At 41.1% G+C, this 18,540-nt stretch carries 14 protein-coding genes; 6 read left to right on the forward strand and 8 right to left on the reverse strand.

Annotation, left to right across the window (positions count from 1 at the left end; all coding sequences use genetic code 11):
- Position 1: 1 nt before the first annotated feature.
- Positions 2 to 1,480: an SH3 domain-containing protein gene (locus WJP93_RS06315; RefSeq protein ID WP_337547351.1), complete on the reverse strand. Its 1,479-nt coding sequence runs from the start codon at positions 1,478 to 1,480 to the stop codon at positions 2 to 4.
- A gap of 330 nt (positions 1,481 to 1,810) precedes the next feature.
- On the opposite strand from WJP93_RS06315, the gene WJP93_RS06320 reads away from it, so the two are divergent.
- Positions 1,811 to 2,149, forward strand: a complete 339-nt coding sequence (locus tag WJP93_RS06320; RefSeq protein ID WP_337547352.1) for a helix-turn-helix transcriptional regulator — start codon at positions 1,811 to 1,813, stop codon at positions 2,147 to 2,149.
- A gap of 65 nt (positions 2,150 to 2,214) precedes the next feature.
- The gene (locus WJP93_RS06325) at positions 2,215 to 2,556 is read left to right on the forward strand and encodes a helix-turn-helix transcriptional regulator (protein WP_118616482.1); all 342 of its coding nucleotides are present in this window, start codon (positions 2,215 to 2,217) and stop codon (positions 2,554 to 2,556) included.
- A 61-nt stretch (positions 2,557 to 2,617) separates the two neighbouring features.
- Here the strand turns inward: WJP93_RS06325 and WJP93_RS06330 are convergent, their stop codons facing one another.
- Complete coding sequence (locus WJP93_RS06330; RefSeq protein ID WP_262536841.1) at positions 2,618 to 3,451, reverse strand: formate/nitrite transporter family protein; 834 nt, start codon at positions 3,449 to 3,451, stop codon at positions 2,618 to 2,620.
- Between the two features lie 203 nt (positions 3,452 to 3,654).
- Between WJP93_RS06330 and proB the strand changes: the two genes are divergently transcribed.
- From proB to asnA, 3 genes are all read left to right on the forward strand, one after another.
- The gene (proB, locus tag WJP93_RS06335) at positions 3,655 to 4,431 is read left to right on the forward strand and encodes a glutamate 5-kinase (protein WP_337547353.1); all 777 of its coding nucleotides are present in this window, start codon (positions 3,655 to 3,657) and stop codon (positions 4,429 to 4,431) included.
- Between the two features lie 20 nt (positions 4,432 to 4,451).
- Complete coding sequence (locus WJP93_RS06340) at positions 4,452 to 5,702, forward strand: glutamate-5-semialdehyde dehydrogenase (protein ID WP_337547354.1); 1,251 nt, start codon at positions 4,452 to 4,454, stop codon at positions 5,700 to 5,702.
- A gap of 86 nt (positions 5,703 to 5,788) precedes the next feature.
- Positions 5,789 to 6,799 carry an aspartate--ammonia ligase gene (gene asnA / locus WJP93_RS06345; protein ID WP_308730756.1) on the forward strand — a complete coding sequence of 337 codons (1,011 nt, stop codon included), beginning with the start codon at positions 5,789 to 5,791 and terminating at the stop codon, positions 6,797 to 6,799.
- Between the two features lie 65 nt (positions 6,800 to 6,864).
- Here the strand turns inward: asnA and WJP93_RS06350 are convergent, their stop codons facing one another.
- From WJP93_RS06350 to WJP93_RS06360, 3 genes are all read right to left on the reverse strand, one after another.
- Entirely contained in the window at positions 6,865 to 8,316 is a 1,452-nt protein-coding gene (locus WJP93_RS06350) for a TrkH family potassium uptake protein (protein ID WP_308730757.1), read from the reverse strand.
- 36 nt (positions 8,317 to 8,352) lie between these two features.
- On the reverse strand, positions 8,353 to 9,714 hold the full coding sequence (gene trkA / locus WJP93_RS06355; protein ID WP_337547355.1) for a Trk system potassium transporter TrkA: 1,362 nt from the start codon (positions 9,712 to 9,714) through the stop codon (positions 8,353 to 8,355).
- Between the two features lie 139 nt (positions 9,715 to 9,853).
- On the reverse strand, positions 9,854 to 12,043 hold the full coding sequence (locus WJP93_RS06360; RefSeq protein ID WP_308730759.1) for a C40 family peptidase: 2,190 nt from the start codon (positions 12,041 to 12,043) through the stop codon (positions 9,854 to 9,856).
- A gap of 275 nt (positions 12,044 to 12,318) precedes the next feature.
- Here WJP93_RS06360 and WJP93_RS06365 point away from each other — a divergent pair, with 275 nt between their 5' ends.
- Positions 12,319 to 13,047, forward strand: coding sequence for an SDR family NAD(P)-dependent oxidoreductase (locus WJP93_RS06365; RefSeq protein WP_337547356.1), 729 nt, complete (start codon positions 12,319 to 12,321; stop codon positions 13,045 to 13,047).
- 152 nt (positions 13,048 to 13,199) lie between these two features.
- Here the strand turns inward: WJP93_RS06365 and WJP93_RS06370 are convergent, their stop codons facing one another.
- The 3 genes from WJP93_RS06370 to WJP93_RS06380 form a co-directional block, all read right to left on the reverse strand.
- Positions 13,200 to 15,023 (reverse strand): ABC transporter ATP-binding protein, encoded by a 1,824-nt coding sequence (locus WJP93_RS06370; protein WP_227100860.1) that lies wholly within the window; start codon positions 15,021 to 15,023, stop codon positions 13,200 to 13,202.
- A 60-nt stretch (positions 15,024 to 15,083) separates the two neighbouring features.
- On the reverse strand, positions 15,084 to 16,907 hold the full coding sequence (locus WJP93_RS06375) for an ABC transporter ATP-binding protein (RefSeq protein ID WP_337547357.1): 1,824 nt from the start codon (positions 16,905 to 16,907) through the stop codon (positions 15,084 to 15,086).
- A gap of 115 nt (positions 16,908 to 17,022) precedes the next feature.
- The gene (locus WJP93_RS06380; RefSeq protein ID WP_337547358.1) at positions 17,023 to 18,333 is read right to left on the reverse strand and encodes a hemolysin family protein; all 1,311 of its coding nucleotides are present in this window, start codon (positions 18,331 to 18,333) and stop codon (positions 17,023 to 17,025) included.
- Positions 18,334 to 18,540 lie beyond the last annotated feature (207 nt).

The raw sequence follows: 18,540 nt of genomic DNA on the forward strand, positions 1-18,540 counted from the left end.
ATCAATCTTCAGGAAAACAAATTGCTGTTGCATAGGCATCAAGATATTGTGTGCCGGCTGCTGTTACAAGATTTAGCTGTGTAATCTGACATTGGTAGACCTCTTTTGTGCTGACACCATCCTCGGCCATACATGTTGTAAAGTTATGAAGAATCAAATCTTCTCCATTTTCCTGTCCGATATACATAACCACATGATTTTTCATTACAAGCAGCGTTCCTGGCTTCATAGACTGAATTTTTTCCAGCTTTTCTTCCTGTGTCATGCCTTCAAGTGATACAATTTGTGTTCCTGTCTGTGCCATGCTGCCTGTATTTCTTGGCAAAATGATTCCAAAACATCTATAAATGGCATTCATTGTTGAAGAGCAATCCATATCTCCATTAGAATCTCCCCAGCCATAAGCCATTCCAACTAACTTTTTAGCCTGATCAAGAATATTTTCCTGAGTCATATCAAGATAGCCAAAATGAATGCCATCCTGAGCAGTCTCAACATTTGTTATCACAAGTTGGCCTTTGTCATCTTTCTGTGGGATGGATACCATAAGTATGCCTTCAGATTCCTCCTTTGCCGGAAGTGCTGTTCCCATGCGAAGTGTTACATTGGTACCTGCGAGTGTCAGTCTGGCATCTGTCACAACAGCTCGTTTAGTCTCCTGCCATTTTTTTAATTCGTCAAGTGTGCAGCATGCGATTTTATCTGTTTCTACCCAGCCTCTATAATTTTGTGCCTGTACAAAACTCCAGATTCCGTCTGCAGTCTGATGAACGATCACTGCTGCTTCTCCTGTCATAAGCATACTTTCTTGAAAATAATCAAATGAATGTGCATCTAATGAAGTGGATGCTTTTTTCCATGTTGGAAAAGCTCGAACTGCCGCATTTTGTGTGATAACACCATACTTAAGTGTAATAGGATCCAAGATTCCCTCTAAATTTCTTCTTGCAAGAATCTCATCCTGTACTTCTTTAGTCACCGGCTCTCCCTCTAGGTACGGCCAGTTTCCATACGTATATGCTTCAATCCAAAGACGCACATCATCTGCTGCGACATCTGTAAGCTGTGTCACATCTGCGACACCTGATTTTGAGTTTGCCATAGTAGCCTCGTTAATCTGCTGATAAGCTAAAGCGTCTGTTGATTCCTCTTCAAGCGTCTGTTCAGCCTTTTGATCTTCTGCTTCCTTATCCTTAATTTCTTCAGCATCCGTTTCATTTGCTGTAAGTGTCTGACTTTCCGATGATGCTGCCGATGGCTTTGCTGCTAGTTCCTGTGTCTTTTTTTGAAGTCCCATCGTATTAACAGCATCCACAATACCTAATCCATGTCCACTCTCTGGCTCTAGTCGAACACTTCCTAACACTGCCCATAACAGCACGCCTCCAAGCAGTACCACACAGGCAGACATTCCTATAATAAGTGGCTTTAGGCTAAGACCTCTTCTTTTATTTTTATGCGGTTCTTTTTTTCTTCTCAATATTCTCCGCCTCCTGTCTAAAACAAAAACAATATATCAGTTATCCTGTTCTTTAACTTATCATACCATTTTTCTCTTTTATTATGTTTTAAAGATTTCTTACAATTCATGTAAAAAATAATTAATGTATCTTATCACACGCCAATGGAATTTTAAAATTTATAGTATCTATTTTACGATAATTGATACTATCGGTTTCTTTACCGTGTTCTTTGCAATTTATAGTATATAAATTAACAATCTTGCTATCTTAAATCTGTAAACTCATATTTTTACAGATTTATTTTTGTAGTATTTACATGAATGAAGAAAAAGGAAGAGAAAACTGATATGTCTGAATTTACGTTAATTGTTGGAAAAAGGATCCGAAAAGCAAGAAAAGCAAAAAATTTGACACTTGAAGAGCTTGCTGAATGCTGTGGACTTCATCCTGCATATATTGGTCAGCTTGAGCGCGGTGTAAAAAATGCATCGTTATATACACTTGAAAAGATTGCATGTGCACTTGAGCTTTCTTTAACTGACTTGGTTGGCAACAGTGATATTGTCACAGAAACGGCAAAAACCAACATTCCTGCTGACTGCAGAAGTATCATCTGTACACTCCCGCCACAATCACATGAGCTTGTTTATGAACTGCTAAAGCAGATTATCAACCTTGAGCGCTGATGGTGCTTAAACTCAAATGGTTCGTAGAATTCATAAAAGCAAAATTAAAAACAAGGAGATTGACTATGTCTGATATTGCCGAAGCTGTTGGAAAACGAATTTATGCCATTCGAACATCAAAGCACATGAGCCGTAAAGATCTTGCCAAGCGCTCTGGGCTTCATCTTACCTATATCGGTCAGCTTGAGCGCGGTGAACGAAATGCGACGATAGCAACACTTGAAAGTGTTTCTTACGCACTTAATGTACCGATTGAGCGTTTTGTTGAATATATTACACCTGGAATGGCTTCACAGGAGACTGCTGCAAATGAATGCTATAACTTGATTTTAGAGCAGACACCGCGCACACAAAAGCGGCTTCTTGCAATTCTCCAAAATATGGCACAGCTGCACCAAATACAATAAATTCTAATTTTCAAAAAAAGAGTCACGCGAAAGTTTAGCGTGACTCTTAATATTACTTGTTTTATTTTTTTTCGCGGTTTAAATATAAAAGCGGAAGTCCAATACAACAAATTCCACCAACTATATTTCCAAGTGTAACCGGAATAAGATTTTTTATCAGAAAGCTTCCCCAGCTTAACTGTGATAACTGTGCTTCTGTGTAGCCATACAGTTCCATTGCTTTATTTACGTAGTCTGGATTCATCTTGCAAAACAGACCTGCTGTTATGTAATACATATTAGCAACGCAGTGCTCAAAGCCTGCTGTTACAAACAGCATGATTACAAAGAAAGATACAAGCAGCTTTCCGCTGATATCTTTTGCGCAAATTGCCATCAAAACAGCTGCGCAAACTAAAATATTGCAAAGAATGCCAGATGTAAATGCCTTGCCAAATGGCAGTGTTGCCTTTCCATATGCCACCTTAATTGTGTAAGCACCAAGTCCGCCTGCTGAATAATCAAGCTGACCGCTGCAGTAAACTAGTGCTGTAAAAATCAGTGCTCCTGCAAAATTTCCAAGAAATACAAGTACCAAAACACGAATGCAATCTGCCACAGAAATATGTTTTTCAGCAACACCAAGTGCCATTAAACAGTCACCAGTAAACAGCTCTGCCCCAAGCAGAATTACCATCATCAAACCTACTGGGAATACAACTGCCGCAGTAAGTCTTGCAAGTCCTACATTTGCAACAGAATGTGCTGCCACGCTGCTCGCTGCTGCACCCATTCCAATCATCATTCCAGCTAACATTGCTTTTCCAAACAGCTTGCCAATCGATGTAGCTGCCTTCGCTTTGCACCCCTGTGCATAGCTTTTCGTTGCTTCTTTTACAGATAAAAAGCCTTCCATAGTAAAATATCCACCTGTCTTTTTTATTCCAGTCGGGATTTCCCGCCATCTTTTCCATTATATCACAATTTTTTTTGATTGAACAGCAAATTTTTAATGACATATCCTTTTCAACTGTGCTATACTAAAGTAAAATGTAGCTATGATTTTCTAAATAGTAACAGTAAATTTAACTTCAAAAGCAGAAAGGTATGGTTTTCACTATGCGTATTGTCATAAAAATTGGTACTTCCACTCTTGCTCATAACACCGGACGACTTAATATACGACGTACAGAGGTGCTCTGCAAGGTAATCAGTGATTTAAAAAATGCCGGACATGAAATTGTCATGGTCTCATCTGGTGCCATCGGTATGGGTGCCGGCAAGCTTTCATTAAAGGAGCGACCGTCTGATATGCCGACAAAGCAGGCAGCAGCAGCTGTAGGTCAGTGTGAGCTTATGTATACATATGATAAGCTTTTTGGTGAATATAATCACACAGTTGCCCAAATCCTTTTAACTAGTGAAGATATTGAGCACGATGACAGACGGCAAAATGTGGAAAATACAATGGAGCGTCTGCTTTCTCTTGGCGCAATTCCAATTATCAATGAAAATGATACAATCTCTACTTCTGAAATTGTAATTGGCGACAACGATACACTTAGCGCAATTGTAGCAAGCACTGTTCACGCTGATTTACTCGTGCTTCTTTCTGATATTGACGGCCTGTTTACGGCTGATCCAAGAAAAGATCCTTCCGCCACACTTATTCCTACTGTTTGTGAAATCACACCTGAAATTAAAGCTATGACCTCTGGTGCAGGCACAAATCTTGGAACTGGCGGCATGACTACAAAAATTCAGGCTGCACAGATTGCAACAGAAAATGGCATTGATATGGTTATTGCAAATGGAGCTGACCCTGTTATCTTATATGATATCGCAGATGGAAAACAAGCTGGAACACGTTTTCTTGCGCAGAAAAAAATGCTTTAAAAGAAAGGACTAAACGCATTATGAAAGAAACAAAATGTATTTTACAGGAAGCCAAGGCAGCTGTTTCTTCTCTGGCGGTTTTGAAAAGTGAAGAAAAAAATAAAGCGCTTCTTGCTATGGCAGATGCACTAATTGCTGACACTTCTTCTATTCTTTGTGAAAATAAAAAAGATATGGACGCAGCAAAGGACACTATATCTTCTGTCATGCTTGACCGACTAAAGCTTGATGAATCACGCATACGCGCTATGGCAGACGGCATCCGTGCTGTCGCTGCACTTCCTGATCCTGTTGGCCGCATTCTTTCTGATGAAACTCGCCCAAACGGACTTCATATTCAAAAAGTCTCTGTGCCAATGGGTGTTATCGCTATTATTTACGAAAGCCGCCCAAATGTTACATCGGATGCTGCTGCTCTAGCTTTAAAATCTGGAAATGTCTGCGTACTTCGCACAGGAAAGGAAGCCTTTCACAGTGCTTTTTCAATTGTCACTGCACTTAAAAAAGGGCTTCATAGCTGTGGCATAAATGAACAGGTCATAAACCTGATTGAGGATACAAGCCGAAAAAGTGCACTTGACTTAATGCGTGCCGTTGGTTTTATTGATCTTTTGATTCCACGCGGCGGTGCAGGACTTATAAAGGCATGCGTAGAGCAGGCGCTTGTTCCTTGTATTCAGACAGGCACTGGAATCTGCCATATCTATGTGGACAAGGATGCCAACCTTTCCATGGCACTGCGAATAGTTGAAAATGCAAAAATGAGCCGTCCTTCTGTGTGCAATGCTGCCGAGGTTTGTCTTGTGCACCGTGATGTGGCAAAGAAATTTCTTCCTATGCTGCAAAAAAGCTTGTGTGACCCATCTCGCGAGCATCCTGCTAAGCTTCTCCTTGATAAAGAAGCTCTTTCAATTATTGATGGTACTCCTGCAGATGAGAATGATTTTGATACGGAATTTCTCGACTATATTCTCGCTTTGCATGTCGTAAGTGATGTGAACGAAGCAATTGCACATATTGCTTCCCACTCTACCCATCACAGTGAATCAATCATCACACAGAATGAACAGACTGCTGCTCTATTTACAACACTTGTGGACAGTGCTGCCGTCTATGTCAATGCATCAACTCGCTTTACTGACGGAGGTGAGTTTGGTCTTGGCTGTGAAATGGGAATTTCAACACAGAAGCTTCACGCGCGCGGTCCAATGGGACTTCGTGAGCTGACAGCTTACAAATATGTTATCACTGGAAATGGACAGACCCGTTGACAAAAGCATCACACTATCTTAACATACTTCTAGACGGCTGCAGCTATTATCTGATGTCCGTTTAAATAAATCTACTTGGAGGAATTATGGAACACTTAATTATCCCAGAGGGCTATGAACCAGCTTTAAATCTGCATGATACACAGATTGCCATCAAAACAGTCAAAGATTTCTTTCAGGATCTGCTCGCAAAACAGCTAAATTTGCTTCGCGTATCAGCACCGCTGTTTGTTGATCCGGCTTCCGGCTTAAATGACAACTTAAATGGTGTTGAACGCCCTGTATCATTTGACATTAAGGAGCAAAGTGGTTTTAATGCTGAGGTTGTACACTCTCTCGCAAAGTGGAAGCGCTATGCTTTAAAGGAATATGGCTTCTCAAATGGTGAAGGTCTTTACACCGATATGAACGCAATTCGCCGTGATGAGACTACAGATAATATCCACTCCATCTTTGTTGACCAGTGGGACTGGGAAAAAATCATCTCAAAAGACGATCGAACACTCGACACTTTAAAGTCCGTTGTCCGTGATGTATACAAGACACTTAGAAAGACAGAAATGTACATGGCAATCCAGTATGATTACATAGAAGAAATTCTTCCTAAGGAAATTTTCTTTATTACTTCTCAGGAGCTACTTGACATGTACCCGGACAAGACTCCAAAGGAGCGTGAATATCTGATCACGAAAGAAAAAAAGGCTGTCTGCCTGATGCAGATTGGTGATAAGCTTGGAAATGGCGAGCCGCATGACGGACGTGCACCAGATTATGATGACTGGGCACTCAACGCCGATATTCTTGTCTACTATCCAGTTCTTGATATTGCTCTTGAGCTTTCCTCCATGGGTATCCGTGTTGATGAGAACTCTCTTCGCACTCAGCTTGAGAAGGCTGGCTGCCCAGAGCGCGCCAACCTTGCTTTCCAAAAGGCAATACTAAATAAAGAACTTCCTTACACTATTGGCGGCGGTATTGGTCAGTCTCGTATCTGTATGTTCTTCCTTCGCCGTGCCCACATCGGTGAGGTTCAGTCCTCTATCTGGCCGGCTGATATCAGAAAGGAAGCAAAAAAGCACAATATTACATTGCTTTAATGCATATCAAAAAAGTGCCATGGACATCCACGGCACTTTTTTATATTTCTCGTCACTAATATTTATCAGCGTCTCCACGTATCGCGTGACAAAAGAATCAAAATTGGGAAAATTTCCAATCGTCCAGCCAGCATATCAAAAATTAGTACAATTTTTGCCAGCGGACCATAAATTGAGAAGTTACATGTCGGGCCTACTAATTCAAGACCTGGTCCGATATTATTAAAGCAGGCAAGTACGGCTGAAAAATTAGTTTCAACAGAAAAACCATCTATTGAAATAACTAGCAGACTAAACATAATAATAAGTACATATGCAGCAAGATAGGCGTTTGTATTTTCAAGCACCTTCTCTGATACGACCTGCTTGTTGCTGCGCACTGCCTGGATTCGCTGCGGACGAAGCATTTTCTGGATGTTTCTTCTAAGACTCTTAAAGACAAGCAAAAGTCTTCCGCACTTAAAGCCTCCGCCTGTACTTCCTGCACAGGCACCCACTACCATCAGACATAATAGGATTGACTTTGAAAAACCTGGCCACAAATCAAAGTCTGTGGTAGCAAAACCTGTAGTCGTCACAATACTGGCCACCTGGAAAAATGCGTGGCGTATTGTCTCTTCAAGTGTTCCATAAAAGCCTCTCAGGTTAATCACAATCAAAAGCACACTGCCCAGTACCATTCCAACATAAAGACGAAGTTCCTCATCTTTATATACACTCTTTACCTGCTTCATTATCAAAAGATAATAGCAGCTAAAATTCACACCGAACAGCAGCATGAACACTGTACATACATTTTGAATATATGGACTGTAGCTTGCCATACTATCATTTTTTACACCAAATCCACCAGTTCCGGCTGTTCCAAATGCTGTACACACAGCCTCTAATACAGGCATTTTTCCAACAATCAAAAGCAGGAAATCTATTACTGTCAATACAATGTACAAAATATATAAAATTCCGGCTGTGCTTCTGATTCTTGGAACAAGCTTTGCAACATTAGGTCCCGGGCTCTCTGCTCGAAGCAGATGCATTGTAAAACCATCATTTCGGCCGCTGACAGGAACAACTGCAAGTAAAAATACAAGAACACCCATACCGCCAACCCAGTGGCTAAAGCTTCTCCAGTAAAGCATTCCATTTGAAAGACCTTCTACATTCGATAAAATAGATGCACCTGTTGTCGTAAAACCAGATACGATCTCAAATAATCCATCAAGATAAGACGAAATTTCACGTGAAATCCAAAATGGAAGACAGCCCAAAAGACTCATTACAATCCACGCGAGTCCGACACAAACCATACCTTCTCTTGCATAAAAGCCTTTTTTGGCTTTTCTTGCAAAAAACATAAGCATGCCTGCCACTGCTAAAATCACAAGGATACTTAAAGCAAATCCTAAAATTGCCTGACTATCCTGACCAACCAGACTTATAATCAGTGCCGGCACCATAAATGCCGCCTCCGCCAACAGAATCTGCGCAATCAGCCGCCCCATCATTTTATAGTTCATAATTAAAAAACTCCTTTTTTGCAGAAACTGTATTTGTTATGCTTCAAAAATATCGTCAAGCTTATAGATAATATCATTTCTTGTTGTGACAACAACAACTGTATCACCCTCTCGAATAACAGAATCTCCTCCTGGAAGCTCTGTAACGCCGCCGTGTGTAATACAGGCTACAAGAATATTTTGCTTCACTTTCATGTTCTTTAACGGTTTATCACAATACGGCTTTTTCTCTTCAACATGAAACTCAATTGCCTCTGCCTTTCCATCTGCTATGGAATGAACTGATACGGCTGCTCCTGTCTGATTGTGCATTGCACGTATATAACGCACAATACCGTTACAGCAAAGATCCTTCGGCCAGATCGTACTTCCAATCGGAAGCTGATCAATCATGCTGCCATTTTCCATATGACCAAGCTTTGTGATAACCTGAGATACACCATGCTTAGTTCCATACAGAGAAATAATCATATTTAACTCGTCCATACCAGTTGCCGTGACAAGTGCATCACAGCTTTCAAGATTTTCACGCTTCAGCACAAATGTATTGCTCGCATCATCATTGATAATCTCTGTTTTAGGAAGAAGCGCTGCAAGTTCCTCACAATGCTTTGGATCCTTCTCGATCAAACGTACCGTCATGCCATCTTTTTCAAGCTGCTGAGCAAGATAATAGCTTACACGTCCGCCGCCGCAGATCATAACATGATTGACCTTTTTTGTTATAATTCCAAGATTATCAAGAAGTGTCGCCAAGCTTTCTGTTGATGCCGTAACAAAGATTCTGTCGCCCTCTCTAAGCACAAAGCTTCCATCCGGTGCTACAACATCACCTCTTCTAAGCACGGCACATACAAGAACACGGCACTTTATTACACGATTCAATTCGCTAAGAGCAACATTGCTCAAACGGCTTCTTTCATCAACACGCAGCTCTACGATCTCTACTCTTCCCTTTGCAAAGCTGTCTCTCTTTAAGAAGCCTGGAAATTTAAGCAGTCGTTCAATCTCGATTGCAGCCTGCTTTTCCGGATTTACTGTCAATGACAGCGCAAATGTTTTCTGCATTTTGTAAACCTGATCTGTATAATCAGGATTACAGATTCTTGCAATTGTATGGATGTTTGGATTGATTCCATGAGCAGTCATGCTGCACAGAAGATTTAACTCATCTGCACCAGTCATTGCAATTAAAAGATCCGCATTGTTTACACCTGCCTGAAGCAATGTCTCCATAGTGGCACAATTTCCTAAAACAGCCATTACATCATATTTTTCTACGTTTGCTTCCAATACCTGCTGCTTTACATCAATAAGCGTAATATCATAACCTGAGGCGCTCAGCTGCCTAGTCAGCGTTGATCCAACCTTTCCGACGCCCGCAATTATTATTTTCATACCCTTCACCTTTCATGTTCGAATAATGACATACAATTAATCATTATATTATGATAACACAAATATAAAAAAGTGCAAGGATATTCTCTCTATAAATAAAAACGACACCCTTTCGGGTGTCGCCTTACTTTAGTATTCTTTACGGCAAATATGTACGATATCCTATCGGTGTCTTAAAGAATACAGATGTTATATTAATTCCAGTCTCTGGTGAACCTGCATGAACAATTGCACCGTTACCGATGTAAATTGCCACATGGTTCGGATTATTGTAAAATACAAGATCACCTGGTCTAAGCTGATCGTAAGTGATAGCAGAACCACAATTCATCTGTGACATTGAGTGATGCGGAAGGCTTACGCCTGCCACTCTGCTGTATACCTGCATAGTAAATCCAGAGCAGTCTACGGAACCGCCAATAGAAAGATCGGTGCCGCCGTATACATAATTGCACTGACCTACCCAGCCTAATGCATAATTAACAATTGAATCACGAAGCGGTGTTGAATTGTTTGATGGAGTTGTAATTTCCTGTGTGGTAGTAGTCTCTGCCGCTGTTGTTGTTGTCGCTTCAACTGTTGTGGTAGTAGTTTCTGCCGCTGTTGTGGTGGTTGTCTCTGTCTCTGATGATGGAACTGTTTCCTCAACTGTGGTGGTTGTCTCTGCCTCTGATGATGGAGCAGTTTCTTCAACTGTAGTGGTTGTCTCATCAGGTACTGTCTCTGATGATGGAACATCTGACGGCTGTGTTTCTGAAGAAGCCTCAACTGTTGCCACATTTAAATCAAATGAAGAAGAGAATCCCTGATAGCTTACAGTAACAGTGTTCCAGCCTGCACTTAACATCATGCCAACCTGCTCACAGCTTAAGCCTTCTGTTACTGTCTGTGTTGTTCCATCTGTGTAAGTAACAACAATATACAGCTCACTTGCACTGAGTACCTGTCCTTCTGTCTTACTGCTTCCAGTATAAAATGCCTCAATACCCTGAATTGCTTTTACAGTCTCTGAAGGAGTAGTATTATCAGCTGTTGTAGTTGTGGTATCCTCTACTGTAGTCGGCGTTGTCTGCTCAGCTGTCGTAGTCGTGGTATCCTCTACTGTAGTTGGTGTTGTCTGCTCAGCTGTCGTAGTCGTGGTATCTTCTACTGTAGTTGGTGCTGTCGACTCTGTCTGATCTGGCTGCGTTTCTTCTGCTTCGCTTGATGAAGTCTGTGCCTGTGAGCTTGTTGTCGTTTCCTCAGCAGACGTAGCTGCCACTGTCGTAGTAGTAGTAGGTACCTCCGTTGACGTCTCTGCAACTGTCTCACCATTTAACGCTGCTGTCGCACGCGCTACCATGTCGGCTGTCTTTTTCTGCTCGCTCTTTGCTGTTGTTACTAAGTCTGCATAACCTGCGTTAGAAGCATCATTTATGTAATATTCCCAAAGCTGATATGCATATGTACTTGCGTTGTAAGCTGCCTGATAATCTGCTGCTGCCATACGCTTTTCAAAAATTGCCTCTGCATCGCGAATATCTACAAGATAGCTGTCCAACTGATTTTTTACCATCTGATCAGTGATTGCTACTGCCTCTGCATGACGTGTATATAAAGAAACATCCTTTGCTTTAACAAATCCGGCAAATTCTTCGTTAACTGCAATCTTTACAAATCCGTTCTGAATTGCAAGAACCTTATAATCACCATCCTTGTAAACATTGCCAACACTATCGGCACCGCTTGATGCTGAACTGTAAACAACCGCTGTATTGGCTTTTACCTTTGCATAACGGTTTGTAAGATCCTCATCGCTCGCCTTTGCAGCTGCACCTGTTAATACATAATCAGATGACACATAACCCTCTACATCTCCACTTTTGATCAGATACCAGCTGCCTTCACTGTTATCAACAGTATCATAAATAGAAACAACACAATTGCTGTATAAATATCCGATCACATTGCTTGATACAGATGGCTTATTTCTAACATTTAAGCTTGCCATTACACTGACAAGTCCTTCTTCCTTTTCGCTGGCATCCTTTGATACCAAGCTAGTTCCAAATACAACGGAACCATCTTCTTTCGTCGTCGCATTTACAGTAAAAACTGGGATGATCTTTTTCTCCTGTGCTGAAGCAACTATATAACGAATATAATCCATAATATCTGCTTCAGGCGTCTGGCTGCTTGCATAGTAGTTATCGAGAGAAACCGCCATGCCTGCCACAGCTGTATCCTGTTCAAGCGACGCGCCTGATGCTGCCGGTACTGCAATGCCTCCTCCAACTGCAAATGTCGCAGCCAGACAGGATGCCAGCGCATTCCTGCATAATTTATTCATATCTCAAAAACCTGTACCTTCCCGTAGCCTGCCATCTTGCCTGCAGGTACAAAAACATAATATCAGTTAAATTGTTACAATATTATTACAACTCCATTTTGATTATATCACATAGAAAATGCTTGTCAAGGGGCGTTTTTATTGTGTCCTTTTTATGATATACTAATTGGGGCACAGTTAGAAAACCCAGCAGGCTACGAGAGTGTAAAGCAGTTCACCTCAGCCTCTTACCAAGATATTACAAGCTGTTTTTATGACAGCAGAATGGAGATTTTATGTTACGAACAATTTTAATTACAGGGGCTTCCTCTGGTATCGGTGCAGCAACTGCCATTGCTTTTGCTAACCCAAATAATCGTTTAATTTTGGTTTCTCGGAAAAATAGGGAAGGATTAAAAAAGATCGAAGATGAGGGAAGAGAAAGGGGAGCTGAGGTTTTATCTATCTTAGCGGATGTATCAGACTATGAATCATGCAAATCACTTTTAACAGAGGCAAATGAACATTTTGGTCCTATTGATCTTTTAATAAACAATGCCGGAATCTCCCATATCGGTCTTTTCCAAGATATGACACCTGATGAGTGGCAGCGTGTAATGAATGTCAATATCGGTTCTGTCATGAATTTATGTCATCTTGTCATCCCATCCATGGTACATCGTCACCACGGACGCATCATAAATATTTCCTCTGTATGGGGCAATGTCGGTGCCTCTTGTGAGGCTGTCTACTCTGCAAGCAAGGGTGCAATTAACAGTTTTACAAAAGCACTCGCTAAAGAACTGGCTCCTAGTAATATTCAGGTAAATGCCATCGCTTTTGGTGCGATTGAAACACCGATGAATGCCTGGCTGTCAAAGGAGGAGGCTGATGCACTCGCAGATGAAATACCTTCCGGACGTGAGGGCACAAAAGAAGAGGCAGCCCAGATGATCTGCATGGTTGCAGATGCACCAGACTACCTCACTGGTCAAATTCTTACAATGGATGGCGGATGGATTTAAATTACTTGTAACTATTCAGAACCCCATTCGCAAAATCGCATCTTCGATGCTTCTATTTTGCTCATGTGGTTACCTCGCCATATAAAATTGCTATTCTGTCTGAATGCAAGCATTCACAGAAAGCAATTTTGCATGGCTCTGAATAGTTACAATTACTTTACCAACTCTTCCATCATCTCTTCCTTAAACTGCTGTGTGTACAGATCATGGTAATAGCCCTTCATTGCCATCAGCTCGTCGTGTGTTCCCTGCTCGATGATCTTTCCGGCCTTAACAACAAGAATTACATCTGCCTGGCGGATTGTCGAGAGGCGATGGGCAATGATAAATGAAGTACGATCCTTTAAAAGATAAGAAATCGCATTCTGAATCAGCTGCTCTGTCTCTGTATCAATAGAAGAGGTTGCTTCATCCAGAACAAAAATCGCCGGATCTGCCAGCACAGCTCTTGCAAATGAAATAAGCTGCTTTTCTCCGGTGGACATGGAATCTCCACCCTCTCCAACATCTGTCTGCCATCCCTTTTCAAGACGTTTTGCTACCTGATCTGCTGATACGATCTTTGCTGCCTCAATAACCTCTTCATCTGTAGCTTCCAGCTTTCCATAACGGATATTTTCCATGATTGTTCCTGTAAATAAATGAGGACTTTGAAGCACGTAACCAAGCGCACTGTGAAGCCATGACTGACTGCGCTCTCTATAATCCACACCATCGATCAAAATACGACCCTGTGTCGGTTCAAAGAAACGACAAGCTAAATTTACCAGTGTACTCTTTCCAGCACCTGTCTCTCCGACAATGGCAACTGTCGTTCCTGCCGGAACATGAAGGTTAAAATGCTCTAAAATATTTTCATTTCCATCTGGGTAATGGAACGTCACATCTTCAAATGTAATATCACCCTTAATTGGCTCCCAATTTTCACGCTTTTGCTCAAATGCTGTGCCATACTTTTCAATTACATCAGGGCGATCCTTAATCTGCGGTTCTTCCTCAAGAAGTCCTGTGACACGCTCGATATTAGCCTGTGCTGCCACAATCTCTGACAAGTTAGACGCGATGTTTCGAATTGGCTCAAACATGTTGACAGCGTATGTTGTAAAGGCTGATAACGTACCAAGCTGAAGAGCCTGTGCCAACACAAGCTCACCGCCCTGTTTTAATGCAAGTGCCACACCAATATAGCCACAAAATACAACAAGCGCTACATAAAGACCATTCATACGTGCCGCCTTCACACCTGCTGTTTTCATGTCATCAGTAAGTCCCCTGAAATGACGGCTGTTTTTTTCCTCAATGACAAGCGCTTTTGATGTCTGCGCACCTGTAATTCCTTCATTATATGCACCTGTAATCATTGAATTTTTCTTTCTGACCTGCCTGTTCCATTTTAAGATACGCTTCTGGAAAAAGCTTGTAAGAAGCACCAGACCTGGCACAATTAACATAATCCAAAGTGCCAGCTTCCAGTTTAGTGCAAGCATAATGCCAAAGATTCCCACTACATAAAACAGCGCCCACAACATATCAAGAAGATTCCATGCTACAAGACCACTGATTCGTCCTGTATCATTCATTACTCTTGCCAAAATATAGCCGACTGGTGTTGTATTATAATAGGAAAAGGAAAGCTGCTGAAGATGATCAAAGCATGCCTTCTTCATATTTTTTGCCATATTCATCTCAATCACCATAGCACAGCGGCAAAAGATCACAACACTGACAGTCTGAAATATAATGGTAACTAAATAAGTTCCTGCAAAGCTTCCAATTCCTTCTGTCGTATTTCCGCTGATAAAATGATTGATTGCATACTGCTGAAACAATGGAAGCGCAATATCGACAAGTGCACACAGCGTATTAAAAACAAGTGCAATAATCATATATTTTCGAAACGGCTTCATAAATGGAAACAGTTTCTTCCAAATACGCCAGTCAAACGACTGGTCATATTCTTTTTCTTCAATCTGCATACTATTTTTATCCTGCCTTTCTGTGCCTGCATCACACGTGCAAACACTTTTTTAACTTTCTTACACAGAATCAGCATCTAATTGAGTATTCATCTGAATATCATAAATTCTGCGGTAAATACCGTGATGCTCCATAAGCTGTTCATGGCTTCCCATCTCTGCCACAGCGCCATCTTCGAGCACCATAATGCAATCTGCCTGCATAAGAGTCGTGATTCTATGTGCAATCAAAATAACTGTTGTTCCTGCCATTCTCTTTTTGAGTGCCTCACGTATCATGGCATCTGTCTGCGCATCTACTGCTGAAAGAGAATCATCAAAAATCATAACAGGTGTATGTTCTACAAGCATACGTGCAATCGCAACACGCTGTTTTTGTCCGCCCGAAAGCGTTACACCGCGCTCTCCAACAATGGTTTCATAACCGTCCGTAAAACTGTCAATCGCACTGTCTACACAGGCAATCTCACATGCCTCACGAATATCATCAAATGCTGAACTTTCCTTTGTTATTCCAACATTTTCCTTTATGCTTCCTGAATATAAGAATGGCTCTTGAAGCACCATACCAATCTGGCTTCTCAAATACTGACGATCAATATCACGAATATCAACACCGCCAATAGTAATCTTTCCACAGCCATCAGGCAGATCGTAAAGACGATTTAATAGATGTACAAGTGTACTCTTTCCGCTTCCTGTATTTCCAAGAATAGCAAATGTCTTTCCTGCCGGAACAGTAAAGCTGACATCCTTTAAGACAGCAGCTCCCTCTTCATATTTAAAGTTCACCTTGTCAAATACAATATCCTTATTGATTGCAGGCTTTGTCACGCCCGGACGATCATCTTCTTCCTTCTCATCAAGGATATAGGCAATACGGTCAATTGACACACCTGCCTTACTCATCTCGGATATGATTCGTCCAAGACTTCTGACTGGCCATGCCATACTGGAATTGTAGGATACGAAGGCAATAAATTCACCGACAGTCAGATTGCCATCTACTGTAAATAACACCCCCATGCAGATGACTGTAAGAATCTGAATACCTGTAATCAGATCACCAATCGACCAATAAAGACTCAAAAACTTACCTAAATAAATCCACAGTCCCGCAAAACGCTCATTTTTCTCATCGAAACGTTTGCGCTCAAATGATTCTCTTCCAAATGCGCGCACCACTCGTACACCAGTTAAGTTTTCCTGAACAACGCTTGATAAAATTCCCTCTGCCTCATCTGCTTCCTGAAAATGCTGTGCAATCTTTGAGAAGAAGTATCCAGAGTACAAAATTACAATCGGAAAAAAGGACACAGCGATCAATGAAATTTTAACATTCATTGAAAACATGATCACCATGTAGAATACAATCAGGAAGATAATACGAAATACTTCCATCAACTGATTAGTCACAAAATTTCGCACAACATCTACGTCTGATGTACAGCGCTGAATGATATCACCTGTCTGGTTCTTTACATGCCAGCTATACGGTAACTTCTGAATATGATCATACAACTGATCTCTCATGCCCTTTACAAAGCTTTCTGAACCCTTTGCTGCAAATACCTTTGAGTAGTAGTTTGCAGCGATGTTTATAGCTGCAAGCAAAATGACGGCAAGCGCTGCAATCGTAAGCATCTTTCCAGGATTTTCACGAATCGTTTCTTCTGATAAAAAGGCTTTCACCCATTCTGGAATCTTAGACAAGTCACTTCCTAAGACGCCATCTACACTAATTCGAATAACCTGTGGGATAAATGCCTGACAGACAGTAATCATTGCTGAAAAGAAAAGACCTGTCAGCATAAGCGGCAGGCATGGTTTTAAAAACCTGAAAATCAGCGCTGCCTTGCCGGCTTTTTTCTTATTTTGTTCCATAAGTATCTCTCCCCTTTCTTTTTTCGTAAATTAATAAAAGTACTGATGCACGGCCATCAGTACTCTCATTATATCGAATGAATATATGGATTTCAATGGGAAATCATTTTTCTAATTAAGTTTGTTCCTCTTGTACAATACGTTTTCGCACCGTAGTCTCTTCTACTCTGTGATCTTTTATTGAAGTAACCATAATTTCAAGATCAGGTGTAAGAACAGAAACTTGTGTGCCATCATCTGGCACATAACAAAGTTCACCAAGCACATAGCCGCCGAAGGTATCATATTCATCAAGCGGAAGTTCCACATCAAGTTCCTCTGCAACCTCATCTAGTGAAGCTGCACCCTGAATGCGCCACAGGCTATCACCAATTTTTTCTATATCACTTGGCTCAGGCTCTTCATCATGTTCCTTCCACTCACCAACGATCAGCTCAAGCAAATCTCGCATAGTAACTATTCCTGCCATTCCGCCATACTCATCAATTGCGACTGCAAAATAGTTTCCTGTCTTTTTCATATTTGAAAACAATGACGCGGCTTTCATATTTTCAGGAATAAAATAAGGCTTTCGCACGCAGTTTTTCAACACGGCTTCCCTTGAATGGTCTCTTGATCTTAAATACTCTCTTGCATCGAGCACACCAACAATATCATCAGTATCCTCTCCGCACACAACATAGAAGCTGTGACGGTTTTCGTAGATTACTTTTTCCCATTCCTCACGGCTCTCATCGGCATACACACAGACAACATCTTTTCGATGCGTACAGATTTCATCGACAGAAACATCATTAAACTCAAACACATTTTGTATAAATTCATTTTCCTGTGTATCAATCGTTCCCTTCTGACTTCCAGACTCTGCCATCAGGCGAATCTCTTCTTCCGTAATTTGAGTCTGACGATGTGGATCAACACCACATAAACGAAGAAGCGTATGTGACGCGGCAATTAAAAGCCAAATTAGCGGAAAAAAGACAATCTGTACCACATAAACAATAGAAGAAAAACGAACTGCCATCTCTTCTTCCTTTTCTGCTGCCAAACGCTTTGGCACCATACGTCCCAAAATCATCGTTACAATGCATAATACAAGTGAAATTGCAGTGACACAAAGTCCATCCAATACATTTGGATTTATTGCCTGTCCGCTTTTTCCAATAAAATCTTCCAGCGGTTTTCTAAAAACAAGCGCCGCATATGCACTTCCTAAGCATACACTTGCCATTGAAACAAGCTGCATAGCTGTTAAAAAACGCTCCTGCTTTGCCTTAAATCCAGATAAAAGCGCTGCTTTTGCTTCATCCCTTTTTGCCATCTCTTCTAATTGATTGTCGTTTAATGAAACGATTGCCGTTTCTGCACACGTAAACACTGCGTTCAGTGCGATCAGAATGACCTGCAGAATAATTGCCCCTATCATGCGAGACCTCCTTTCGAAACTCTCACAAAAATCTGCTTATTCGTATCCGTATCCGCGCTGCCGTCGTCTTCCATTATGGTTTCCTCCTGTTTTTAAATAAATTACTATGTTCATTTTTTGATAGCTATTTCACAATGTTTTTTATTGAAATAATATCCTTTTTATTGTAAGATGGAAGCATGAAATTGTCAATGTATTTCGCATATT

This window comes from Anthropogastromicrobium sp. (assembly GCF_037349415.1).
GTDB lineage: Bacteria > Bacillota > Clostridia > Lachnospirales > Lachnospiraceae > Anthropogastromicrobium > Anthropogastromicrobium aceti.